At 44.4% G+C, this 22005-nt stretch carries 14 protein-coding genes; all 14 read right to left on the bottom strand.

The window, feature by feature from the left end:
* Window positions 1–21: 21 nt before the first annotated feature.
* The 14 genes from DDR33_RS12900 to DDR33_RS12965 all read right to left on the bottom strand — a co-directional run bounded on the left by DDR33_RS12900 (window position 22) and on the right by DDR33_RS12965 (window position 21954).
* Window positions 22–2379, bottom strand: a complete 2358-nt coding sequence (locus DDR33_RS12900; protein WP_109416216.1) for a glycoside hydrolase family 3 N-terminal domain-containing protein — start codon at window positions 2377–2379, stop codon at window positions 22–24.
* Window positions 2380–2382: 3 nt separating this feature from the next.
* Window positions 2383–5043, bottom strand: a complete 2661-nt coding sequence (locus DDR33_RS12905; protein WP_238387793.1) for a glycoside hydrolase family 2 protein — start codon at window positions 5041–5043, stop codon at window positions 2383–2385.
* A gap of 101 nt (window positions 5044–5144) precedes the next feature.
* Complete coding sequence (locus DDR33_RS12910) at window positions 5145–7430, bottom strand: GH92 family glycosyl hydrolase (protein WP_109416218.1); 2286 nt, start codon at window positions 7428–7430, stop codon at window positions 5145–5147.
* A 139-nt stretch (window positions 7431–7569) separates the two neighbouring features.
* Entirely contained in the window at window positions 7570–8655 is a 1086-nt protein-coding gene (locus DDR33_RS12915; RefSeq protein WP_109416219.1) for a family 10 glycosylhydrolase, read from the bottom strand.
* A complete protein-coding gene (locus tag DDR33_RS12920) occupies window positions 8652–9749 on the bottom strand; it encodes a carbohydrate-binding family 9-like protein (protein WP_109416220.1) in 1098 nt (365 codons plus the stop codon). Before DDR33_RS12920 ends, DDR33_RS12915 begins: the two co-directional genes overlap by 4 nt.
* 14 nt (window positions 9750–9763) lie before the next feature.
* Complete coding sequence (locus tag DDR33_RS12925; RefSeq protein WP_109416221.1) at window positions 9764–11188, bottom strand: alpha-L-fucosidase; 1425 nt, start codon at window positions 11186–11188, stop codon at window positions 9764–9766.
* A 153-nt stretch (window positions 11189–11341) separates the two neighbouring features.
* On the bottom strand, window positions 11342–12958 hold the full coding sequence (locus DDR33_RS12930; protein ID WP_109416222.1) for a SusD/RagB family nutrient-binding outer membrane lipoprotein: 1617 nt from the start codon (window positions 12956–12958) through the stop codon (window positions 11342–11344).
* 18 nt (window positions 12959–12976) lie between these two features.
* Window positions 12977–16672: a SusC/RagA family TonB-linked outer membrane protein gene (locus DDR33_RS12935; protein ID WP_238387794.1), complete on the bottom strand. Its 3696-nt coding sequence runs from the start codon at window positions 16670–16672 to the stop codon at window positions 12977–12979.
* 11 nt (window positions 16673–16683) lie between these two features.
* Window positions 16684–17679, bottom strand: a complete 996-nt coding sequence (locus DDR33_RS12940) for a FecR family protein (RefSeq protein ID WP_109416223.1) — start codon at window positions 17677–17679, stop codon at window positions 16684–16686.
* Window positions 17680–17804: 125 nt separating this feature from the next.
* Window positions 17805–18395, bottom strand: a complete 591-nt coding sequence (locus DDR33_RS12945) for an RNA polymerase sigma factor (protein WP_109416224.1) — start codon at window positions 18393–18395, stop codon at window positions 17805–17807.
* Between the two features lie 41 nt (window positions 18396–18436).
* Complete coding sequence (locus DDR33_RS12950; protein WP_109416225.1) at window positions 18437–19621, bottom strand: ROK family protein; 1185 nt, start codon at window positions 19619–19621, stop codon at window positions 18437–18439.
* A gap of 115 nt (window positions 19622–19736) precedes the next feature.
* A complete protein-coding gene (locus DDR33_RS12955) occupies window positions 19737–20465 on the bottom strand; it encodes a copper homeostasis protein CutC (protein WP_109416226.1) in 729 nt (242 codons plus the stop codon).
* A 26-nt stretch (window positions 20466–20491) separates the two neighbouring features.
* Window positions 20492–21121: a nitrogen regulation protein NR(II) gene (locus DDR33_RS12960; RefSeq protein ID WP_109416227.1), complete on the bottom strand. Its 630-nt coding sequence runs from the start codon at window positions 21119–21121 to the stop codon at window positions 20492–20494.
* A 5-nt stretch (window positions 21122–21126) separates the two neighbouring features.
* Complete coding sequence (locus DDR33_RS12965) at window positions 21127–21954, bottom strand: alpha/beta fold hydrolase (RefSeq protein ID WP_238387795.1); 828 nt, start codon at window positions 21952–21954, stop codon at window positions 21127–21129.
* Window positions 21955–22005 lie beyond the last annotated feature (51 nt).

A 22005-nucleotide genomic window follows, 5' to 3' on the forward strand; every position in this document is an offset into this window, starting at 1 on the left:
ATCTCCAGTTGACATCGGATCTTAAAGCTCCAGAACTCTCTGTAACCTTATATCTTCAGAAGAAGCTCCGATCATGACGGTAAATTCTCCGGGCTCGGTTACCCACTTCATTTCTGAGTTCAGCAACATAAAATCTTCCGTGTTTAAATCAAAACTCAGGTCTTTTTGTTCGCCTGCTTTCAGGTGCACCCGTTTAAACCTCTTCAGTTGCTTCAAAGGAGTGACCACCGAACTTACATGATCCCTTAAATACAACTGCACCACTTCATCTCCATCTTTCGAACTGCTGTTTCGGATCCTGCATCTTACTCTAACTGCAAGGCTGTTATTGCTTCCGCTCTTTTCTATTGACAAACCCGAATACCCGAAACTGGAATAGCTCAATCCATATCCAAAGCAATAAAGCGGTTTAGAATCTACTTCTACATAATCATGGGGAGTTGGTTTCTTCTGATTGTAATACACCGGCAATTGCCCAACAGACTTCGGCACAGATACGGGTAGTCGCCCGGCTGGGTTATAATCACCAAACAAGACATCAGCAATCGCATTCCCTCCCTCCTGCCCCGGATACCAGGCATCCAGAATAGCCGGTACATTACTTGCTGCCCAGTTAATATTAAGAGGCCGTCCTTTAATCAACACCAGCACTACCGGAGTTCCTGTTTTAACCACTGCCTTCAAAAGTTGAAGTTGTCTGCCCATTAAGTCAAGAGAAGACCGGTCGAACCCTTCCCCGCTTTCCATGTCACTCACCTTAACGTCCGATGCAGTAACTTTAGCAGCCCCAGTGCTCTGGTATTCCGTTTTAAAGTCTCTGGCACTTGATCCGCCTAGCACAACCACTGCTACCTCAGCGTTCCTGGCAGCTTCCGCAGCCTTTGCAATTTCATCTATTGTTGTATCTCTTATAGCACAGCCTTTCACATAGCGTACACTTACTGTTTTTCCTACCCTGGCTCTGATCCCTTTCAGTACAGTCACAATGGCCTGATCAGACTGGGGTGCTGTATAATCACCAAGCTGGTTATATATATTATCAGCATTCGGACCAATCACGGCAATACTTTTCACATCTTTCTTAAGTGGCAACAGGTTATTTTCATTTTTCAAAAGGATCAGGGACTCTTGTGCAACCTTCCTGGCCATTTCAACATTTGCAGCTTTTCCAACCTCTCTTGCTGCTTTTGCCGGATCAACATACGGGTTTTCAAACAAGCCCATCTCAAATTTTATCCTGAGCACTCTTGCCAAAGCGGTATCCAGCACCGCCTGACTTACTTTTCCTTTCTTCACCGCGTCAGCCAATGCACTTCCATACCCATAACCGCTTAAATCAGCATCCAATCCCGCATTGATAGCCAGAGACGCTGCGTCAGCGGCTGTAGCCGCCACCTGGTGGTTATTTACTAGTCCTGAAATGCTACCCAGATCAGATACTACAAATCCGTTGAATCCCCAATCTGCACGCAAAATATCTTTCAGCAATACAGGATTAGAAGAACAGGGTATCCCGTCTACCGAATTATAAGCGGTCATAACAGACAAGGCTCCTGCCTTTACAGCCCGCTTAAACGGCGGCAGATACGCTTGATGAAGCTCTCTCTCTCCAACGGTCACGCTTCCACCATTATGCCCACCCTCGGGTACTCCATATACAGCAAAATGCTTCAGGGTAGCAACCACGTTCTTCCCCGACTTGAGGTCGCTTCCCTGAAACCCCTGAACCATCGCCTCTCCCATTGCGCCATTCAAGACAGGGTCTTCTCCATACGTTTCCTCCACACGCGACCATCGCGGTTCGCGTGCCAGGTCCAGGACAGGTCCGTATCCGATATGAGCCCCCTGGAGTCTCGCCTCCGAAGCAATAACTTCAGCCATCCGTTTTATTAGTTCAGGATTCCAGGTACTGCTCTGACCTATCGATGTAGGAAACACAGTTGTACCGATTGCCATATGACCATGCGGACACTCTTCTGCAAGCAGAAGAGGAATACCCAAACGTGTTTTTTCCACGGCATATTTCTGTAGGGCATTGGTCGCCTTAGCTGCAAGGAACGGGTTCAGTCCCGTCTTCAGCGTTTTCTTCGTCCATGGATCAGCCCTCAACGTAGCCCATAACATCCCGGTATGCTGGTCCGCCTGCGCCTTCCGGTATACATCGCTGACAGAAACTTTATCCCCCTGCTTTTCATACATTTCCCACCCCAGCAGAACAGAAAGCTGTCCAACTTTCTCCTCAAGAGTCATACGTCCGATAAGATCACTGACCCGGCTTTCTACGGAAGCCTTGGCGTCTTTGTACAGGGGGCTTCTTTGCCCGCGAACAACAATGCTGAAAAAAAACAGGGAAACACAAAGCAACAACGATCTCTTCATAACTTATTTCACCGGTATTTTTTGTTCAGCCACATTCCAGCCTTTTACCGAAACAACAGGTACAATAGTCGAAGATGCCGGATAGTCAATGCGGATAGTCTTCTCCGATCCGGGGACAACAGATACATAATTATCGTCAAAAAATGACGGCAGAATCCGCTTGCCTGTCGACTGATCCAGCACCGATATCCGGTTAAAAAATGCAACAGGACTATGTGAAGGATTTCTCAGTTTCACTTCTATCTTACCCCTGCCTGTAGTTTTTACTTCTGTCACCACCGCTGCCTGTTTCATCTTGCCAAGACCCGAGTATTTGCCATTCTGATCCGGAAACCAGTAAAAATTATCACAAAGCACTTTTTGATCCTTATCCAGCACCTGCAATAAAAGAAAAGCGCCATCATCCTTACCCATCTCATCCAGCTCTTTTTTCACCGATAAGATCTTTTTTACTGACGAGGGTTCCATATAGGCAAAAACCTGGGTAATAAGCTTCTCCTTTCCAGCCATATCGAATGATTTAATCACCACCATCAGGTCCCTGTGTTGCTTAAAACCATTGTTCACCAGCATAACAGTTCCGTCAACAGGATTGCACATCAGGTTTAAAGGCCGGCTCCCGGCACGAAGCCCATACAGGCAGGCATTGGGATCAAGGTAATAATCATACATCTGCCCCCTCATTGCCGTCCATGGATTCTGTGTTTTCCAGATGATGACACCGGTATACCAGTCCCACATATGCGAACTGAATCCCTCAATAAGTCCCCGGTACTGATCATAATTTACCAGCTGAGCCTTCATAGCGAAATCATGAATATCATCAGGCTTCCCGTAAGGTTCAATAGACTGTTCATAACCAACCCCGGTATAAGTATGATACGTCCAGACAGAATCAGCTTCCTCCGAAGGTTGCTGGCCAGGACGAGGAACAGGAACTTTCATATTCTCTTTCGGAATAAATCGCTCAAGCGATTCATAATCTCCTACTCCCACAGACCCAACCTCTGAGTTAAAAGGCCAGGTCCTCTTTTCCCAGAATGAACTGACCGGCTGAATGGTATAAGGGCCGTCCCCGTTTCCGCCGATAAAATTATACGACATCTCGTCGGAATTAGAATAATCTATAAACCAACGGGTGCCGTCAAGTTTGGGAAGAATAGAATCCCTTAAGGGGACAAGGATATCGTCAGGGGGCATGATCTCATTCCCCCCGCACCACATAGCAAGCGACGGATGATTACGAACCATTTTGATCATTTCTGCCGCAGATTCAAGGAACAAACCATGGTCATCCGGATATTTCCGACGGGTCCATTGATCCTCCTTTTTCATCGGATCCAGCCAGCGCCCGTTACAATCACCCGACATCCAGAAATCCTGCAATACGAGTAAACCATACCGGTCACACGCTTCATAAAACTCAGGCCGTTCCACCAGCGCTCCCCCCCAGATCCGGATCAGGTTGAGGTTCATATCCCGGTGATAGCGGATCTCCGCATCATACCGTTCTTTAGAAAAGCGAAGCATAGCATCCGAAATAATCCAGTTCCCTCCTTTAATAAATATCTTTTGCCCGTTAACCAAAATCTGCTTGCTTCTTGTAAGCGGATTCCAGTCCGTCTGAATTTCTCTCACGCCGAAACTCAACGCCTCCTTATCAGACACACTGCCATTCTCAATAAACTGTAACTCCGTGGAATAAAGATTTTGAGGACCATATCCCGCAGGCCACCACAACCTGGGGCTCTTAAGGTTCAGACCTGGTAAATCAACCTGCACTGTTCGCCGCGCAGCGATACTCACCTTCTTGGATATTTTATTTCCTTCCAGTACATATTGAAGTACTCCTTCAACCACCCGGTCAGACGTATTTTCCACCTCCGCCGACATCCTGATGATTGCCGGACTTTGTGTGCCCTCCGGCAACCTCTTTCCCGGAACCCGCGTCACCAAATGCGGATCCTTTATATTCACAGTACCGGTTCGCTCGATATAAACTTTATCCCAGATACCCGTGTTGCGGTCACGAATAGGTCTGATCCAGTCCCATCCGGCAACATACTGATGCGATACATTCCGGGCAATTATTCCATCTCCTCCCTGCCCGCCATTAGGGTTTCCAACAGGATCGGGAGGATATACAATCACCGCCAAACGATTATTCCCCGTCTTTGATAAAAGCCGCGTAATATTAAACGACTTCCGTAGAAACATCCCTTTAAAAGGCTCTGCATTCACCTTTTTCCCGTTCAGGAAGATCTCACAGCTATAGTTAATACCCCTGAAGGTCAGCCAAACCTGTCTGCCGCCCCCCGGATAACCTTCTTTAAAATCTTTCGCAAACCAATAAGTATAATAATCCCTTCCTGTGTGATAAATGTCCGGAATCCTCTCATTGTTCATTCCCCAGAACGGATCAGGTACTTCCTTATTTTCCAGCATAGACCCGAGAACCGTTCCCGGAACCACGGCAGGTTTCCATCCGGTCAGTTGATAAGTGTCAGCAGAGATCGCCGTTCCCCTCTCCTTTACCTCCCCTGCGAGCCTCATCTTCCAGCCCGAATTCAGTTCATACCGGTCTTGCCCGTAAACCAGCGTACCAACCATCAGCCCAGTCAGCACAGGCATCAAATACTTAAAAATACCAGGTTTTCTAAACATAAAAATACTTTATAAACAATCCCCTCACTCGCACAACCCCACATCTCCTTACCCAGACTCCCCCATCCCTAACTTTAAACTTTTAACTCTCCACTTTTAACTCACAAAGGTCTGTCCCCCCTTCCAGTCCCCCACCCCGACGGCTTACTGCCCATTACAACAGACATCGTTCCACCCTTCACAATATCACTATACAGGATATACGACTTGCTATAAGGCTTACCATTCAGCTCAATACTTTGAACATATTTATTGGAGACTGAATTGTTTTTCACACTTATCCTGAAAGACTTTCCTTCCCCGACATTCAGCGTAGCATCATTCATCACAGGGCTTCCAATTACAAAAACTCCGTTCGTTGGGTTAACCTGGTAAAGCCCGAGAGCCGAAAGAACATACCAGGCCGACATCTGCCCTACATCCTCATTCCCGCACAGACCATCAAACTTATCCGTGTACAAATGATCGAGAATATATCTTACCCTGTCCGCAGTCCTCCATGGTTTTCCTGCATAATGATATAAATAAGCGATATGATGACTCGGCTCATTGCCATGAGCATATTGACCGATCAACCCGCTGATATCTGGAGACGCATGCGCGCCCAGATCCCCTTTGATCGTAAACAAAGAATCAAGCTTTTTCAAAAAGCGGTCCTCTCCTCCAAGAAGTCCGATCAGTCCGTATGGATCCTGAGGTACAAGCCAGGTATACTGCCAGGCATTTCCCTCGGTATAATCATTCTTCCCGTGAATAGATTCAAAAGGATTAAAAGGATCACGCCACTCATTATCCGAAATCCTTCCCCGCATGAAGCCGGCTTGCTTGTCGAAGTAGTTCTGGTAATAACGTCCTCTCTTATCGAAATACGCAAAGTCCTGCTGTTTTCCCAATTTCTTCGCGACCTGTGCGATTCCCCAATCTGCAATAGCATATTCAAGTCCCATCGCAACCGACTCAACCGTGCTGTCAGCCGGTATATATCCATACCTTTTAACATACTTAAGCCCCCGTTCATCCAGCATGGCAGAATTTTTCATTGCTTCAAAAGCCAGATTAGAATCAAATCCCTTAAACCCCTTCATGACAGCATCTGCCACAACTATAATTCCGGGATTGCCAACCATACAATCCGTCTCGTTGCCCATCAGGTGCCATACAGGCAACTTCCCCTGTTGCTGATAGATTGCGAGCATGGTATTGATCATATCATTCACCTTATCACCATGAAGAATAGTAAAGAGAGGATGTGCAGCGCGGTAGGTATCCCACAAAGAGAACGTAGTCAGATTATTAAAAGAAGCGTTTTTATACACCTTTTTATCCGTACCAAGATAGTCTTTATTATGATCGTTAAAATAAGAAGGAGCAATCATGGTATGATAAAGCGCTGTATAAAAAGTACGCAGCCTTGCAGGATCATCAGAATGAACCAGTGCTCTCGACAGCTCTTTATTCCAGGCGGTATCCGCAGCCTCTGCAACCTTATCAAAATTCCAGCCGGGTACTTCCGCATTCATATTATCAGCGGCATTCTCAACACTAACAGGAGACAGGGCGACCTTCACCTTGACGATTTCTCCGGGCTTCGTCGCAAAGCTGACCCTTCCGAACACGAACTTCCCTTTAAACCTGTCCCCCGTTTGAGCAGAAGTGCTGTCTGATACCAAAAATGACTTTATTGGTTTTGAAAAGATCATTTTGAACCAGATCCGCTGGTCTCTTGCCCAGCCGGACGAAAAACGATAACCGGCAAGAGTGGTATCATTTACCTTCTCCAGGTAAGTCTCCTTCGCCAGGTCCCAGCCAATGCCCTGCCTTAGATCTATGACGAAACCCGCATTATCTGATTGAGGGAATGTATAGCGATGAAAGCCCACACGGGCTGTTGCAGTCAGTTCAGCCTTTATATTATATCTTTTCAGACGTACCGAATAGTATCCCGGGTTTGCCTTCTCCTCTTTATGAGAGAATAATGAGACAAACCCGCTTTTAGGATCTTCCACGTTTCCCTTTGAAAACCGCACATCACCGGTAACCGGCATGACCGCAATATCACCGAGATCTCCGATTCCGGTGCCGCTTAAATGTGTATGAGAAAAACCAACAATTGTAGAGTCTGAATAATGATAACCCGAACACCAGTCCCAGCCCTCTGAAAGGTTCACCGGCCCCAGCTGTACAAGTCCGAATGGAACATTCGCACCAAGAAATACATGTCCGTGGAAACCGGTTCCAATGTAAGGATCTACGTAGCGGGTAAGGCACTCCGGTTTATCCGGTGTCACCCCGGGCTTCCGTTTTTGCTGTGCCAGAACACCCGTTGCCACCAGGCCAGTTAGAACAAAGAAAATACTCTTCCTGAAAATATCTGATAATTTATGCATAATATGGCTTTTATTGGAATACACTAACGTACCTTCTGCATCGCATTAATTATAACGATTTAGCAAGAGTAAAATTAAACATTAATCGCATCACTAATTCCAAAAAAACAAATCCTTTTTCCACAGCCCGAACTAATTATCAAGCTCTTACATTTGCCGAAGCCTTAGCCAGGCAAGCGAGCACGTCATCATTAACATCACCGAACAAAGAGACCCCGCGGGCGCCCCGGCTAAGAGCCAGTTCTATCCCCTTCTGCATTTCTTCCAAACCTTTAAAGTCCGGAATAAACAACCCGGCATAGAGAGGAAACTTTCCGTTTAACCAGTTCACCCCCTCCGCCACAGCATTCCCTATCCAAGCCACATTCTCCCTATAAAAACAGTGATAGATCATCGGGCAAACCCCATTTAGTTTCCAGTTAGTCCAGTCCTGTCTCACATTTCTCCGGGCAACCTCAGGAGTTGGAAATACGGCGGCCGTAAGCGGTTTCCTAAAAGAAGAAGCAACCTTTGATATTTCACTAACGATATCTGTAACCGCATGATACCTGAACTCCCGCCAGGACAGACTTGCCTCCGGATACCGGACATCATCGATTGAAATCCCCCGCCATGACCTAAATTTGTCCCGGCAGGCATCGCAATAGCAATAATCATACTCAGGAAGCTCACGGGTCTGCTCAATATGATAGTTATCCCATAAATTAACAGGAAGAATAACATCACAAAACCTCACATAATCAAGATGGATCCCATCAACGTAATCTTTGCTCAGGATAGATTTTACATCGTCAGTGAGATACTGCTTCACCTCCGGTTTCGAGGGACAGAGCCAGCGGTAATAGTCGACATAAGGAGGCTTATCAGCACACGATTCTCCTTTCCTGTTGACAGCGTACCATTCGGGATGAGATTCCAGCAATGACTTTTCACCCCTGTTCATCGTCCACATCCATCTGTGGGCCTCGAGCCCTTCTGCCTTAGCCGCCCTGAAATGCAGTTCGCTGTCAGCCTCAAAAAAGATTCCCCTGATTCCCGCTTTATAATATTTCTTATAACGGTTTCTAAGATCCGTCTCTTTTTCTTTCTTGTCAGGATTTGTCCAGACCCAGTGTTTCCACCCGTTACCCGAAGGAACAGGCACAGCCAGAACAGAGGAAGGTTTTAAACCTGCCGTTACTCCTGCAACACAACCGGCTATAATAAATTTTCTCCTGCTTGTCATTGTCTCGTTTTTATTACCTGCACCAGGCCATCCTCGTTTATCTCAATACTTTCACTACCTTCTGAATCTACCGACACGCAAAACTGTCTCGTGGAAGCAGTCATCGTCAATCTGTTAAGTTTATCACCAAGCCAAAAATCAGGATGGATCCCTAAGTCCTTCAGCGTAGGTGCATATCTTCTGTTTTTTTCAAAATACGCTCTTTGACGGTAGTAAGCCAGCCATAAATAACGTCTCTGCCGTTCACCGTAAGGTAAACTGAAAGAAGATCCTTTCCCCCTGCTAAACTGAACGTAGCCCCAGCGTTCAGGATAGTGCATATTGACAATCCCCTGTGGCGACCATACCCAATTATGTTCTGAAAGCTCTCTTCCGTCCCCCCCCCTCTTCTTCCTGTATTTTCCATTCTTAACGTCGCAATCCCATTCAACCCTGGAAAAATTAACGCGCCATAAATCACCCTCTTCCGGAACCCTTGTTTCATTCCCGATAGTTACCGCTTTAAATGGAATTGCCATTTCAACCGTCCATCCCTTATCTGTATCATCCGGCTGGTTAATGGTACCTGAAACTCTCACTGCTGACTTTAAGCCTGGCGCATCCCAGCTGATAAGCGCACCTGAGTTGTTTCTGTAGGGCTTGGACAGGAACAAGTCGAAAATGGTGTTCAGCGCATTTACCTCAATCTCAAAATACTGATGTGTATTATTATCAGGATCAATAAATATTTCAAAATCATTATCATGAAAGATCACCTGATCACGTTTAGAGAGATTTGCCCAAACATGAGGTTCTTCAAGCTCCGCTGCAATAAAGAGGCAACTGTCATTCCACAGCATTTTCACTCTGGTTTTCAGATAAGGGTCAGGTTTCTTATCTCCTTCTATATCTTTAAAAAAATCAGTCCAGGCAGCATTACTCCAGACATCTTCTTCAATATCTCCGTCTATAACCGGTGATAACGAAGAATAATAGCACATATAATGCCTGGGCTCTGTAAACAAATGCTCCAGCCCTTTGAACGAGGTCTGACCCATCGCAGAACAGCACAGGAGGATTGATAAAGCCCAAACACATGTATACCTTTTTACCATTTTTTAGTGCACCGTTAGTTTACGTCAAATGAAAAAGCAAGAGCAGGACTTGCCTTTAACGATGCAGGAAGACTTACATTCACCGCACTGCCGTCCGTATTCCACTTTACAGCTTTTCCAGTTTCCAGGAGGACCATCCTGCTCCCCTTCTTTGGAATGTTTCCCTTCCACGAAACTTTCCCTGGCATAGCAGCACCCTCTTTCAGGCAAACCATTGCAAAACACTTTTTCCCGTCTTTGCTTTGAGTAAACCAGGCATCCCCGTCATTATAGTTTCTGGTTATCCTTGTATTATAGATAGCTTCTCCATTAAGTGATGTCCACTTTCCGATTTCCTCAAGACGACGTACGGCTTCTGAAGGGATCGTACCATCAGCCCCGGGGCCAACCCCAAGAAGGAGACTCCCCCCCTTGGCAACTATCTCAATAAGAGAATGAATAACCTGGGAAGCTGATTTATACTGATCATTTGCCACATATCCCCAGGCATTACCCAATGTCATACAACTCTCCCAGGGATGCCCGATCTGCTTCTCAGGAATCCGTTGTTCGGGCGTCTGATAATTTTCGTAAGGGCCGTGAACCGTCCTGTCAACAATCAGTATTCCCGGCTGAGCACTCCTGGCCATTGATGCGATCTTGGGCATATCAATATCCTGGCTCCATGCAGGTATGGCAGCCCCCCATGAACGAACTTCTTCATTCACTGTCTCCAGCGGTCTCACCCATCCACCGTCCAGCCAAAGAATATCTACCGGCCCGTAATGATGCATCAGTTCGCCAACCTGGTTAAATGTATACTCTTTGTATTTATTCCATCTCCACGGATGTTTCCGGATATCATAATTATTGTTCCGGTCAGGAGTTGCATACTTAGGCCACCAGTAATATTCAGTATGCCAGTCGGGTTTGGAAAAGTATGCCCCTATCATAAAATCCTGTTTCCTGAACGCATCAAATACATACTTAGCTACATCAGCACGGGCATTTCCCGCGAACGGCCCCTTTGCAATACTAAAATCCGTCTGCTTCGTATCAAACATGCAGAAGCCATCGTGATGTTTGGTTGTAAACACAAGGTACTTCATCCCAGCATCCTTTCCGGCCTTTGCCCATTGCTCCGGATTAAACTTCACAGGATCGAATTTCCTGCTCAATCCCCAATACCATTTTTTAAAGTCATCATAAGACTGGGTACTATCCCGTTCTATCCAGTCCTCAGAACACAACGCCCATGACTCGATCATTCCCGGTACCGCATAGAGCCCCCAGTGAATGATCATCCCAAACTTCCGATCCTGCCACTTATCAAGCTTTTTTTTGACAGCAGGGTCTGAGGGCCACTCATATTCGTTTGATTGAGGATGAACGTTCGGTTGAGCATGCAGCAGATGAAAGGGAAGAAAAAATAATATAAGAAAGAAAAAGGATCTCACCATAAGAGTAATCTTAGCAAATAAAAGTTTATCGGTTTAGCAGGATAAAAATAACGACTTAATGTTATAAAAGTGCTAAAACCAATAAGAAGTTATGTTACGCTTCTGCAAAAAAGAGGCTGTCGTTACCCGACAGCCTCAACTTAAGATCATCAATTATCTTACATCCCAGAAAATCTTATTTGTCCGGACATCCTTCGATCTCACAGCCTCATAAGAACTATTGTACGTTTGTTCAACACTGGGATAGGTAAGGCGGGAAGGAGGCCGCTCATAACCAGCACGTGTTGCATTAGGAAAAGTTAACTGAGGATACTTGGTACGCCTGTATTCTGCCCAAGCCTGCACGGACTGCAGGAACCCGAAATGCAGCCACTTTTGAGTCCAGGTCTTTGCCAGTTTTTGTTCACTCGTGCCCGTATACGCGATGGTTGGCTTGCTCAGAAAACTCGAAATCTCTGATTCCGTTGGTTTTTCTAGGGGAGCTTTGGGACCGTTGCCCAAACTGTTAAGATAATAATAGAATACAACTGACTGCCTGACAGCTGTTTCATATGTAACCTGAGCATCTCCACCGCCCCAACGCTCAAAAGCCTCTGACTTAAGAAAATTACCTTCAGACGCTGTGAACAGGATTCCAGGCAGTTGCAGGTTATTCATAAACGTAGAAGAGTCAACAATTGAGTACTTTCTAAAATTTGCAGTCTGCTCTTCTGAAGTAAACGAAACCGGCATTGCACGGTATTCTGCATTCGGAACAAATTTATTCTGTACTGTTTCCCCAAATTTATCGAACATCACAGGGATGCGTGGATCATTTGCCGGCAGCATAACTGTATTAAGCATATAATCCGGAGCGTAATAGCTGGCAATCTCAAAAAGAGCACTGTTTAGATTTTTATTATTAGTTGTCAATTGTGCTAGCAACACATCCTTAGTTACGGGATTATAACTTCCAGAGTTATCTCCGTCGATAATTGGAAAATCTCCAGGACTTCCAAGCATTTCCATAACTTGCTGTCTTGCAGTCGACTCATCAGAAAAAGATATCCTCATTAACAGTCTGAGCCGGATGGAATTTGCATATTTCCTCCACATCGGCATATCTCCTTTTATAATTATATCCTGCTTCTTGAATCCTGAAGAAGCCACTGTCGACAAAGAGGCGGTGGCAAAATAAGTAGCTTCATTCTTCAATTCATTCAGGAATAAACTATAAAGCTCTTTTGCATCATCGAATTTAGGATTAGAAATAGTGCTGTTCTCTATCAGGCTGCCCGTCTCAGAAAACGGAATATCGCCCCACATATCAACCATTTGGGATGCCTGATCATAAACAAACACACGAGCGGCATGCATGAACACTTCATTGTTTGCTTTTTCAGCCTCGGGCAACTCGTTAAATGATTTCTCCATCTGACGATAGATTGCCAGGATACCCGTACCATCCTTATTTTCGTCATTATATGTCACTGAATAGAAATCTCTCCATCTTTCTCCGCTATATTTATCATCTTGGAGATAAGTATTCATTCCTCTTGGAAAAGCAATCGTTTGACTATATACCGAAGCATGCTGAAACAAAAAGGTCCTGAATTCATAATACGACGGCCTTACACGGTTGTTGTTGATCAAAGCGGTAAAGTACCCGGGAATCGAAGGGACGGAGCTCTGTTCGGGATTATTATATCGCTCTTCCAATTCATTTTCACATCCCAGGACAGTTATTAGCATCAGTCCTAGAAATGATATTTTGATTATAAGTGTCTTCATTGCCTAAATTTTAATCTCTTAAAAATTTGCATTAATTGTAAATCCAAAGCTGCGGGTGGATGCACTCGACCCTTCGTCAATTCCCTGACGATACCATTGCGATCCTATAGGAGCTTCCGGATCGAGATCTTTAAGTGTTCTGTGTAAATAGAACAAATTACGGCCAATTAAAGAAATCCTCATATTACTAACCTTCATCTTATTAGATATAGATGATGGTAAACGAAAACTCAGAGTTACTTCCCGTAATTTAATGTAATTGTTCTTATAAATCGCTCCTCTCTCGTTGTATGCATCGCTACCCCAGTAGAAGCTGTTAATATAATAACCCGCAGCATCCACAACAACCTTGTTTTCTTCTCCGTTTTCTGTCACTCCCGGAATGATAACCCCATCGTGGTATACTGTTGTTCCATTAGGCGCTGAAGCATTATGAGTAGGAAGAAGTGTTTTGATATCTTTCATCACAGGCTGGCCATTTCCGTCAACCCTGGGCACGCCATTTTCGTCCCTTTCTTGCTCCTGCCTGACATAATAAGGCAAACCTCCATGAGCTTCATCCCTGTATTGCATAGAATTCTCATACAGTCCAGCACTAAGCGCATATTTTAATGGCGTAGAGATCATTTTTCCCCCGAACCTGTAATCAATCATAAAGTCGAGTGAAACATTCTTGAAAGACAACGTATTTGAAAAACCGCCTACAGCTTTCGGCATAATATTACCTGCTTTTTTATACTGTGTCTTATCGATAGTATAATATCCTAAACTATTGATCACAGGAGTCCCGGAAGCGTCTGCCTTCAATGGATAAACATAAATATTTCCAATTTCTTGTCCCGGCTCGGCAAATATCCTTATCGCACTCTGATCAGCGTCGTAGAAAGATAAACGTTCAATTCCCGGTGCTAAAGATTCAACTTTAGATTTGTTAAATGCATAGTTAAAGCGTGTATCCCATCTGAACTTTCCGCTAACGGGAGTTGCGTTAAGTGCAATCTCGATCCCACTGCTCCTTATTTCACCGGCATTAACAATCTGACTTGTTGCTCCTATTGTCGGAGCTGTGTTCAAGTCCATGATCACTTTTTTAACGCGACTGTTATATACGCTTAAATCCACCCCAATCCGGTCATTCATAAACTTACTCTCCAGACCGAACTCCATTTCGTATTTCTTTTCTGGTTCCAACTGATTATTACCCCATTTAGATGGTAGTGTAAGAGAAGGAACAGAACCATTGACAGATTGAAGCGAGATCTGATTGTAAAGAATGTTCGCACGGTACATTGGTGGAGCGTTGCCTACGATTCCGTAAGATGCTCTTAGTTTTCCGTAACTCATAAAGTCTGGCAATTTAAAAGCATCACTAAAAACAAAGCCTGCATTTACGGAAGGATAAAAGTAGTGGTTGTTCGCAGGGGGCAGCGAAGATGCATACTCCTGCCTTGCAGTCCCTTCAAGAAATAAATAATCTTTAAAACTAAGATTTAGTATACCAAGATAAGCATACTTCAGTAATGATGCACGCGTGGCTGTGGTAGACAGAATTCCGTATGAATTGTTCAAAGTGAACCAGTTTGCCGTAACAAGTCCAGCCTGAGTGCCAGAGAATTGATCCCGGTAGTTTTCATCTCTGCCCTGGAACCCACCACTTACGGTAAAATCTAAATCAGAGAACAGCTTATTTGAATAGGTTAACAAGGCATCTCCATAGAATACTGAATAGCGCCCCTTCGATACACTGAAATTTCCGGTACTTGAACTAGTCCCGTTGAAAGCAATAGGATATTCGTTGAACTCTTCTTTTTGAATCGCCCGGGTAGTAAAATCATTCCCGACTCTTCCTCTGAATTTCAGGTTCTTCACCAACTCCCAATTTAAAGTTACGGTGGATAAGAAACGATCCTCATCCTCATCTTCATTATTTTTTAGCTGATTCCAAAAGAAATTTAAGATTTCTGGCTTCGTATTATAAAGAAAAGCTTCCTGCGGGTTTCTTTGAGAATCTGACGGGCCAACCCATTTATATCCTTCCGAAGTCTGATACTTCTGAAGAAATAGATTCATATCATCGGAACGATTAAAGAACCCATCATAAGAAGCCGTAAGCCTGTTAATTTGATATGGCCTGTTATGAACCTGAGTGTTAACATAACTTACAATCACATCCGTGCTGATCTTATCACTTAATTTAAGGCTACTGTTCAGATTAAACGTATTTTTAGCATACTTGCCACCTCTCTGAATGCCTTTGTAATCGTTACGGGACGCTGAGAATCTATAATTTACCTTATCTGTTTGGTTTGAAACAGCGACATTTAAATTGGAGTTAAACCCTGTCCTGAAAATGTCTTTATAGTTATCTGGCTGGGGAGACAGGGGCCTTTCCACGCCGTCCCACCACGTAATCATTCTGCCATCTAGTTTAGGCCCAAAATTTGCCCATGCGCTGAACCAGGGCCGGTAACCGACAACTGTTCCATTTGGACCGGGAACTGGTAACATCCCTTCCTCGTTTGTGTTATTCGCAACCCGGGTCTCCATATCATAACCAGGACCATACTCATTTTGAAATCTGGGGGTAAAAGCTACTTTTTCGACGTTTCCAACATAATTAAAATCAACACCGAAACCTCTCTCCTTTGAACCTTTTTTGGTAGTAATCACAATTACCCCGCTGGCAGCATCGGATCCATAAAGGGCCGTAGCACTAGCACCTTTAAGTACTGTCAGACTTTCAATATCGTTTGGATTAATATCCAGGATACCGTTACCCCGAATTCTTTGATCATCCCAGTAACCACCATTATTTAGGCCGATCTCTCCACCTTTTGGATTAACATTCTTTTCCTCAGCATTTCTGATCATCACCCCATCAACCACATACAAAGGCTGCGTATTAAAATTCAAAGAATTAATCCCTCTTATCTGCACATTCACAGCACTGCTTGCTCCGCCAGGTGCAGTTGTAATTTTTACCCCTGCCGCTTTTCCATATAAAGCAGATGCAAAATTGGTATTGCCGGCCTGGGTGATCTCCTTTGAAGACACTGTACTTACCGCATATCCCAGGGATTTCTGCTGCCTTTGGATACCCAAAGATGTAACAACCACCTCACTCAACGCCGTCGCGTCTTCCTTCAGCACCACATTAAGCGTCGTTCTGCTTCCAACAGTGACTTCCTGCTTTTGAAATCCAACAAACGAGAACACCAGTATATCGGTTGGCTGTGCTGAAATCGTAAATGTGCCCTGAGGCCCGGTCGAGGTCCCCTTTGTTGTTCCTTTAATAATCACACTTACTCCAGGAAGAGGCTGCCCCTGTGCATCTTTAACCGTCCCCTTGACCGAAACCTGCTTTGCAGCTCCACCCTCCACGATCAATTTGTCTTTCAGCACCGCAAACTGCAATCCTGTCTGTTCTGTAATCTCGTTCAGAAGAGAATTAACAGGAGCATTCTTCACATTTAACGATACACGGTTGCTGTTCTTCAAAACAGAGCGATCATAATGTACCTTCATTCCCGTCTTAGTCCCTATAGAAGCGAGTACATTCTCTACGGGAGAATTCTCCACATCCACACTGACCTTGGTTGAATCAGCCCATTTTCCAGCACTGGCTGACGCCGGCACTGCATACGCAAACGACCACAGTGAAAGGAGGGCCATCACTCTGCCGGCGCATTGTCTTGTGAGTAAATTAATTTTCATACACATGATTTTTAGTTGATTTGAATGGAATCTTTTGATATCACTTTATATGTTACACCCTCTGTCAGGCAAATTGTCTCCAGTACTTCTGTTAAGCCTTCCTCCCGGAACATGCCGGTATACTTCCAGTCCTTGATACTGCTTTTATTCTCAATGGTCACATTAAAGCGGTTTTCTATACTGGTAATCACCTCCTCGGCAGATGCATTATCAAAGCTCAATACGCCTTTCCTCCAGCCGTTTACTACAAGGGGATCTGAAAATGTTTTATTCTGAACTTGTGCTGAACCTTTTCTCAGCACAACCTGTTCATGAGGCTCAAGAAAACTTGATTTCGATGCAGCTCCGGGAGAATGCAGGTTGTCTACCCTCACCTTTCCTTCCACTAGGGCCACTGTGACTTTGTGTTCCTTCTGATAGTTCCTGACATCGAATGAGGTGCCCAGTGCAGTTGTGGCACACCCGGCTGTATATACAGTAAAAGGTTTCCTCCGGTCGCTTGCAACTGAAAAATAAGCTTCTCCCTCGTCCAGATACACCGGGCGCACTGGTCCGTCAAACCGGGAAGGATACCTGATGACACTGGAAGCATTAAGTGCAACCGGGCTGCCGTCTGGCAGGGTAAATGAATGAGTAAGCCCCTTTGGTGTCGTTATTATAACCCATCCGCCCTTTTCTGTTTTTGTAACAGCAAGTTTTACACCAGGCCCGATCCGGTTTTCAACCAGACTGCTGTAAAGAAAAAACGCTCCTGCACCGGCAAAAACCAGGAACACGGCCGCCACGCTTAAAAGTCGCCTCAGGTTGATCCGCCTGCTCTTTACGTGACGGTCAATCCCCGACTTTATTTGTTTAAGCCGCTCTTCAGTATCGTCATCCTCAATAACATCCTTATTCAAAAATACCGGGTCTTTATCCAGCCATTCATCGATCAATACACGCTCCTCGTCATTGACCCGACCCTCCTGGTACTTCTTCAGCAACTCTTTGATCTGATTAATATCCAATTTATTAAGATTTAAAAGTGAAGTCGCAGATAAGCGAACCCGGTACTATTTCAACGGTAAATTTTTTTTCATAAAAAGGCAGTAATGGAAATGGTAGAATTCAGCAGCGCACAGTAAAAAGGATGCTACTTAAGTTTTTCAAAAAGAAACATCAATATAGTCATGTTAGTCAGGTAAGTTTCTGCATGATGTTCCCTCAGAATACTGAGGGCCTTGGTAAGTTGGTTTTTTACTGTTTGAGGCGAAATCGATAACTTCTCAGCTATTGAATTTACCGAAAGATGCTCAAACCTGCTAAGAATAAATATTTCTTTCATCCTGCAGGGAAAACCGTCGATGGTATGCATAACCCCTTTTAACTGGTTCTTTTGATCAATATTATCAACCGGGGCGGTAAAATGGGTATTCACGTAATCGCCAAGTTCGGTCAGGTATTTCTGATACTTGTAATTTCTCCTGTACTGATCGGTTATTTTATATTTGATGGCCTGGAAAAGATAAGACTTTAAAGATGCTTCAATCCGAATTGTTTCTCTTTTTTCCCAGAGCGATATGAAAACATCCTGAAGAATATCGCTGCAAAGATCCTGATCATCCAGTCTTGCATACAGATAGGTATAAAGCATTTTGCTATAAGTGGTATAGATCCTGTCAAATGCAAAGGCTTCTCCCGCTTTCAGCGAAATCAGCAAATGTTCTTCATTAATCAATTTCATAACTTGATCGTTAGTTAGATTTCAAACCGTAAATCAGCACCTTACTGAAAATCGCAATTATCAATTACAAGTCCTGCTGCACCAACTAATTCTGCTTCGTGAGCGAGTTCCGAAACCACTATAGTAGTCTGTTCAGCAATTTTGGGTATACAAAATTCATTTATAGCTTGTTGAATCACAGGCAGGAACATTTTACCTGCTACAGCTCCGCGGCCGCTTAAAACAATCCTTTCAGGATTCATAATATGAATCAATGTAGAAATGCCCTTTCCCAGAAGATATCCGGACTCGGCCAAAACTGATAAAGCGAGGGGATCTCCCTTTCTGGCAGCTTCGAGAAACTGCTCTCCGCTAATCCTGGCAGAATCTTCAGAATATCGCTTAAGAACTGAATCCGCCCCTGAAGCCATGGCTGTCCTTGCTTTTTCTATCATCGCAAGAAGCGAAGTTTCAACTTCCAGGCAACCACGTTTTCCACAGGAGCAAAGGTTGTTGGTTTGCGACAGCGGAATATGACTAAATTCGCCTGCATATCCGCTATAGCCTTTGAATGGGCGTCCGTTAACGATCATTCCCAAACCTGTTCCCCATCCAATATTGACAACTAAGAGCTCTTTGATGCCCGCACCTGCTCCAAATCTGTGTTCTGCAAGGGCAACCAGGCTGGAATCATTATCTATAAATACAGGGAGACCGGTTTCATCCGACAGATATTGTCTTAAGCTAATCCTCTCTGTATAAAAAAACGATTCGTTAATCCCCTTTTCTGAATTTACAAAGCCCGGCATCCCGATCCCAGCACCCAGGATCTCTTTTTGAGACAGGCCGGAAGCCTTTATATGGCTCTTGATAAATGAGATCAGTTTATCCAGGCCGTCCCCGTCCTCAAATGGATTTAGTTCCATCTGCTGTACAGGGTAGACACAGTTCTTAAACAGATCGTATATAGCGATACGCGTCAAAAGCTGATCCATTGCCACAGAGACAATATACCTGGGCTTCTCTCTGTTAAAGAGGAATACAGCTGGCCTCCGCCCGCCGGTTGAAGGAGCAAGACCATGCTCTGCCAGAAAGCCATCCTGAATCAATTCACTTACCGTAGCTGTTATTAAAGGAAGACTTTTATTGGTTAGTTTGCTGAGTTCAGTAAGCGATAAACAATCTTTATAATATACGTTACGAAGTATATCAGCCCTTAATTGTTTATTCTTAACGTCGCTGGTCATATAATTAAAGTAAACTTAACTTTAATTTCACAAACAATCAAGAACTTTTTAATTTTTTATAAAAGTTTAGCAAGGTTTTATAATAAAACAACAAGTGGATGCCAATAAAACAGCATTACACAGACGCTTTCATTAACAATTTTCTCATCTCTTCAACCAGATCACTGGATGTTTGATAAAATTCAGATGAAATTATTGACTTTATTTTAAATTCACCACCTTCACCCTTTAGTACTTTCGCTGTACTATGAAGCTCATTTGCCCTGCTTTCTTTAGCTACAGACACTACGTTTGCTACATTCACCCCCGCGCCAGCCATCACAATGATCCGTCCATCCGCCTGCTCAACCAGTCGCCTTATTTTATCTCTTCCTTCATAAGCAGAAGTTTCACCTCCGGAAGTAAGCACCCTTTCACAACCAAGTGATATAATATCCTCCAGTGCCTCACGCTGATCCTTACTACAATCAAAAGCGCGATGGAACGTTACTTCCATTGGGCGGGCCAGGGTAATCAGTTCAGTGCATCTTTCCATGTCAACACAACTGTCAGTGTCAAGCACTCCCAAAACTACCCCTTTACAACCCAGTGCTTTACAAATCCCAATCTCCTCCTTCATTACCTCAAATTCCTCATCCGTATAAACGAATCCGCCTCCGCGCGGACGAATAATAGGAAAAACGGGAATATTCAGCAGATCGATACATCTTTTAATAAGGCCGTAAGAAGGAGTTGTTCCTCCCTCCGCCATATTATCACACAATTCAATCCGGTCTGCTCCACCCTTCTGGGCAGCTAAAGCCGATTCGATCGAATTAGCACAAATTTCAAGTTTATAGCTCATAAATAAGAAACAACAGGTTATCTGGCTTAGGTTCTCGCCTTATTGACAATCTTCTTGATCACATTATCAAGCTGGCCGGTACTTTCCTTTAATAAGGCAATAATGCTCCTGATGTCCTGATCATTACGCCCATGTTCCAGAATCTCAACCAGCCCTAATATATTTGCTAACGGTGCGCGGACAAGATGCGACTGGTAGAACGCGACTTCATCCAGTGCGTCCTCTTTCTTCTGTCTCTCTTCTTCTGCTAACGTTTTCCTTTTCAGTAATTCCGCCTCATATTTTTTCCGGTCTTCTACCTTATAGATGGTAGCATGAACGATAGGATCCTGCATTCCCGGATGCAAACAAGCTCTGGCGCTAAATAAACAGGCAAAGCCTGTCTTCTCTGTAATAATCTGAAAACTTATTTCTTTTGCTTCCTGCTCCACACGGAGCAGGGGATAAACAAATAACTGGTAATAAAGACGCCCGCCCCGGTCAAGCAGTTCAGTAAAATGTATCCCCCTTATCTCATGCTCAGTCACATCAAGCCAGCCAAGCAAGGTCTTGTTGGCATGAAGGATCCGCCCTCCTTTAAGGGCATAGGATACCAATCCGCAGGGCGACTGATGGTATAACTGCTTAAAATCTATGATTTCGTCGCCCTCACTCATCCTGATTAATTTATTCCCAGATATGCACTGATAGCCTCAACGGTTTCCTCGGGTGCACTCAGATGAGGACAGTGTCCGCTGGCATTCATAACGTAGAGTGTATTTCCAGGAGTATTCTTCTCAATATAATGCCCAACCGCAACTGGTGCCAGAATATCCTCAACACATTGGAGTGTCAGGCTCGGCACAACCACATTCTTGAGGTCCTTCCGGTTATCAGAAAGGAAAGTAACACGTGCAAACTCTCTGGCGATTTCCGGGTCCGTCGCACAGAAATTAGAATTGAGCTCTTCAGAAAGCTCAGGTTTTTCAGGATTTCCCATGATAAGCGGCGCCATTGTGCCCGACCACCCCAGGTAGTTACTGTCCATCATATCCAAAAGAGCTTCCAGATCTTCCTTACTTATCCCTCCGGTATAATCATCTTCATTTATATAACAGGGAGATGGTGTCACAAATATGAGGCTTTCAAAAAGTTCGGGGCGCATAATAGAAGCGCGGAGTCCGATCATGCTGCTTACGGAATGTCCCACGAACACGGTAGCCTTTATATTCAGGGCGTCCAGGATCTCTATAATGTCTTTCGCATAGCCATCCAGCGAATTATATCTGACAGGATTGTAAGCATCCAGGTCAGATTGACCGGCGCCAACGTAATCAAACAGAACAAGACGGAAGCGGGTTTTGAATGCATTGATAAGGTACCGCCAAACATTCTGGTCACATCCAAAGCCATGAGCCAGAACCATTGTCCGGGTCCCTTCTCCGATCACCCTTACGTTATTTCTTTTAATTACATCGACCATAAAACCCGTCAGCTCAAATTGTATCAAACGTATACGATAAAAGCTAACATAAGTTTTTTTTGTTATTTACGCAATTAT

It is taken from the genome of Pararcticibacter amylolyticus, from assembly GCF_003130405.1.
GTDB lineage: Bacteria > Bacteroidota > Bacteroidia > Sphingobacteriales > Sphingobacteriaceae > Arcticibacter > Arcticibacter amylolyticus.

Excerpts from the sequence above, each read along its gene's own strand:
- DDR33_RS12900 (WP_109416216.1), bottom strand. The coding sequence starts at position 2,379 with ATGAAGAGATCGTTGTTGCTTTGTGTTTCCCTGTTTTTTTTCAGCATT.
- DDR33_RS12905 (WP_238387793.1), bottom strand. The coding sequence starts at position 5,043 with ATGTTTAGAAAACCTGGTATTTTTAAGTATTTGATGCCTGTGCTGACT.
- DDR33_RS12910 (WP_109416218.1), bottom strand. The coding sequence starts at position 7,430 with ATGCATAAATTATCAGATATTTTCAGGAAGAGTATTTTCTTTGTTCTA.
- DDR33_RS12915 (WP_109416219.1), bottom strand. The coding sequence starts at position 8,655 with ATGACAAGCAGGAGAAAATTTATTATAGCCGGTTGTGTTGCAGGAGTA.
- DDR33_RS12920 (WP_109416220.1), bottom strand. The coding sequence starts at position 9,749 with ATGGTAAAAAGGTATACATGTGTTTGGGCTTTATCAATCCTCCTGTGC.
- DDR33_RS12925 (WP_109416221.1), bottom strand. The coding sequence starts at position 11,188 with ATGGTGAGATCCTTTTTCTTTCTTATATTATTTTTTCTTCCCTTTCAT.
- DDR33_RS12930 (WP_109416222.1), bottom strand. The coding sequence starts at position 12,958 with ATGAAGACACTTATAATCAAAATATCATTTCTAGGACTGATGCTAATA.
- DDR33_RS12935 (WP_238387794.1), bottom strand. The coding sequence starts at position 16,672 with ATGAAAATTAATTTACTCACAAGACAATGCGCCGGCAGAGTGATGGCC.
- DDR33_RS12945 (WP_109416224.1), bottom strand. The coding sequence starts at position 18,395 with ATGAAATTGATTAATGAAGAACATTTGCTGATTTCGCTGAAAGCGGGA.
- DDR33_RS12950 (WP_109416225.1), bottom strand. The coding sequence starts at position 19,621 with ATGACCAGCGACGTTAAGAATAAACAATTAAGGGCTGATATACTTCGT.
- DDR33_RS12955 (WP_109416226.1), bottom strand. The coding sequence starts at position 20,465 with ATGAGCTATAAACTTGAAATTTGTGCTAATTCGATCGAATCGGCTTTA.
- DDR33_RS12960 (WP_109416227.1), bottom strand. The coding sequence starts at position 21,121 with ATGAGTGAGGGCGACGAAATCATAGATTTTAAGCAGTTATACCATCAG.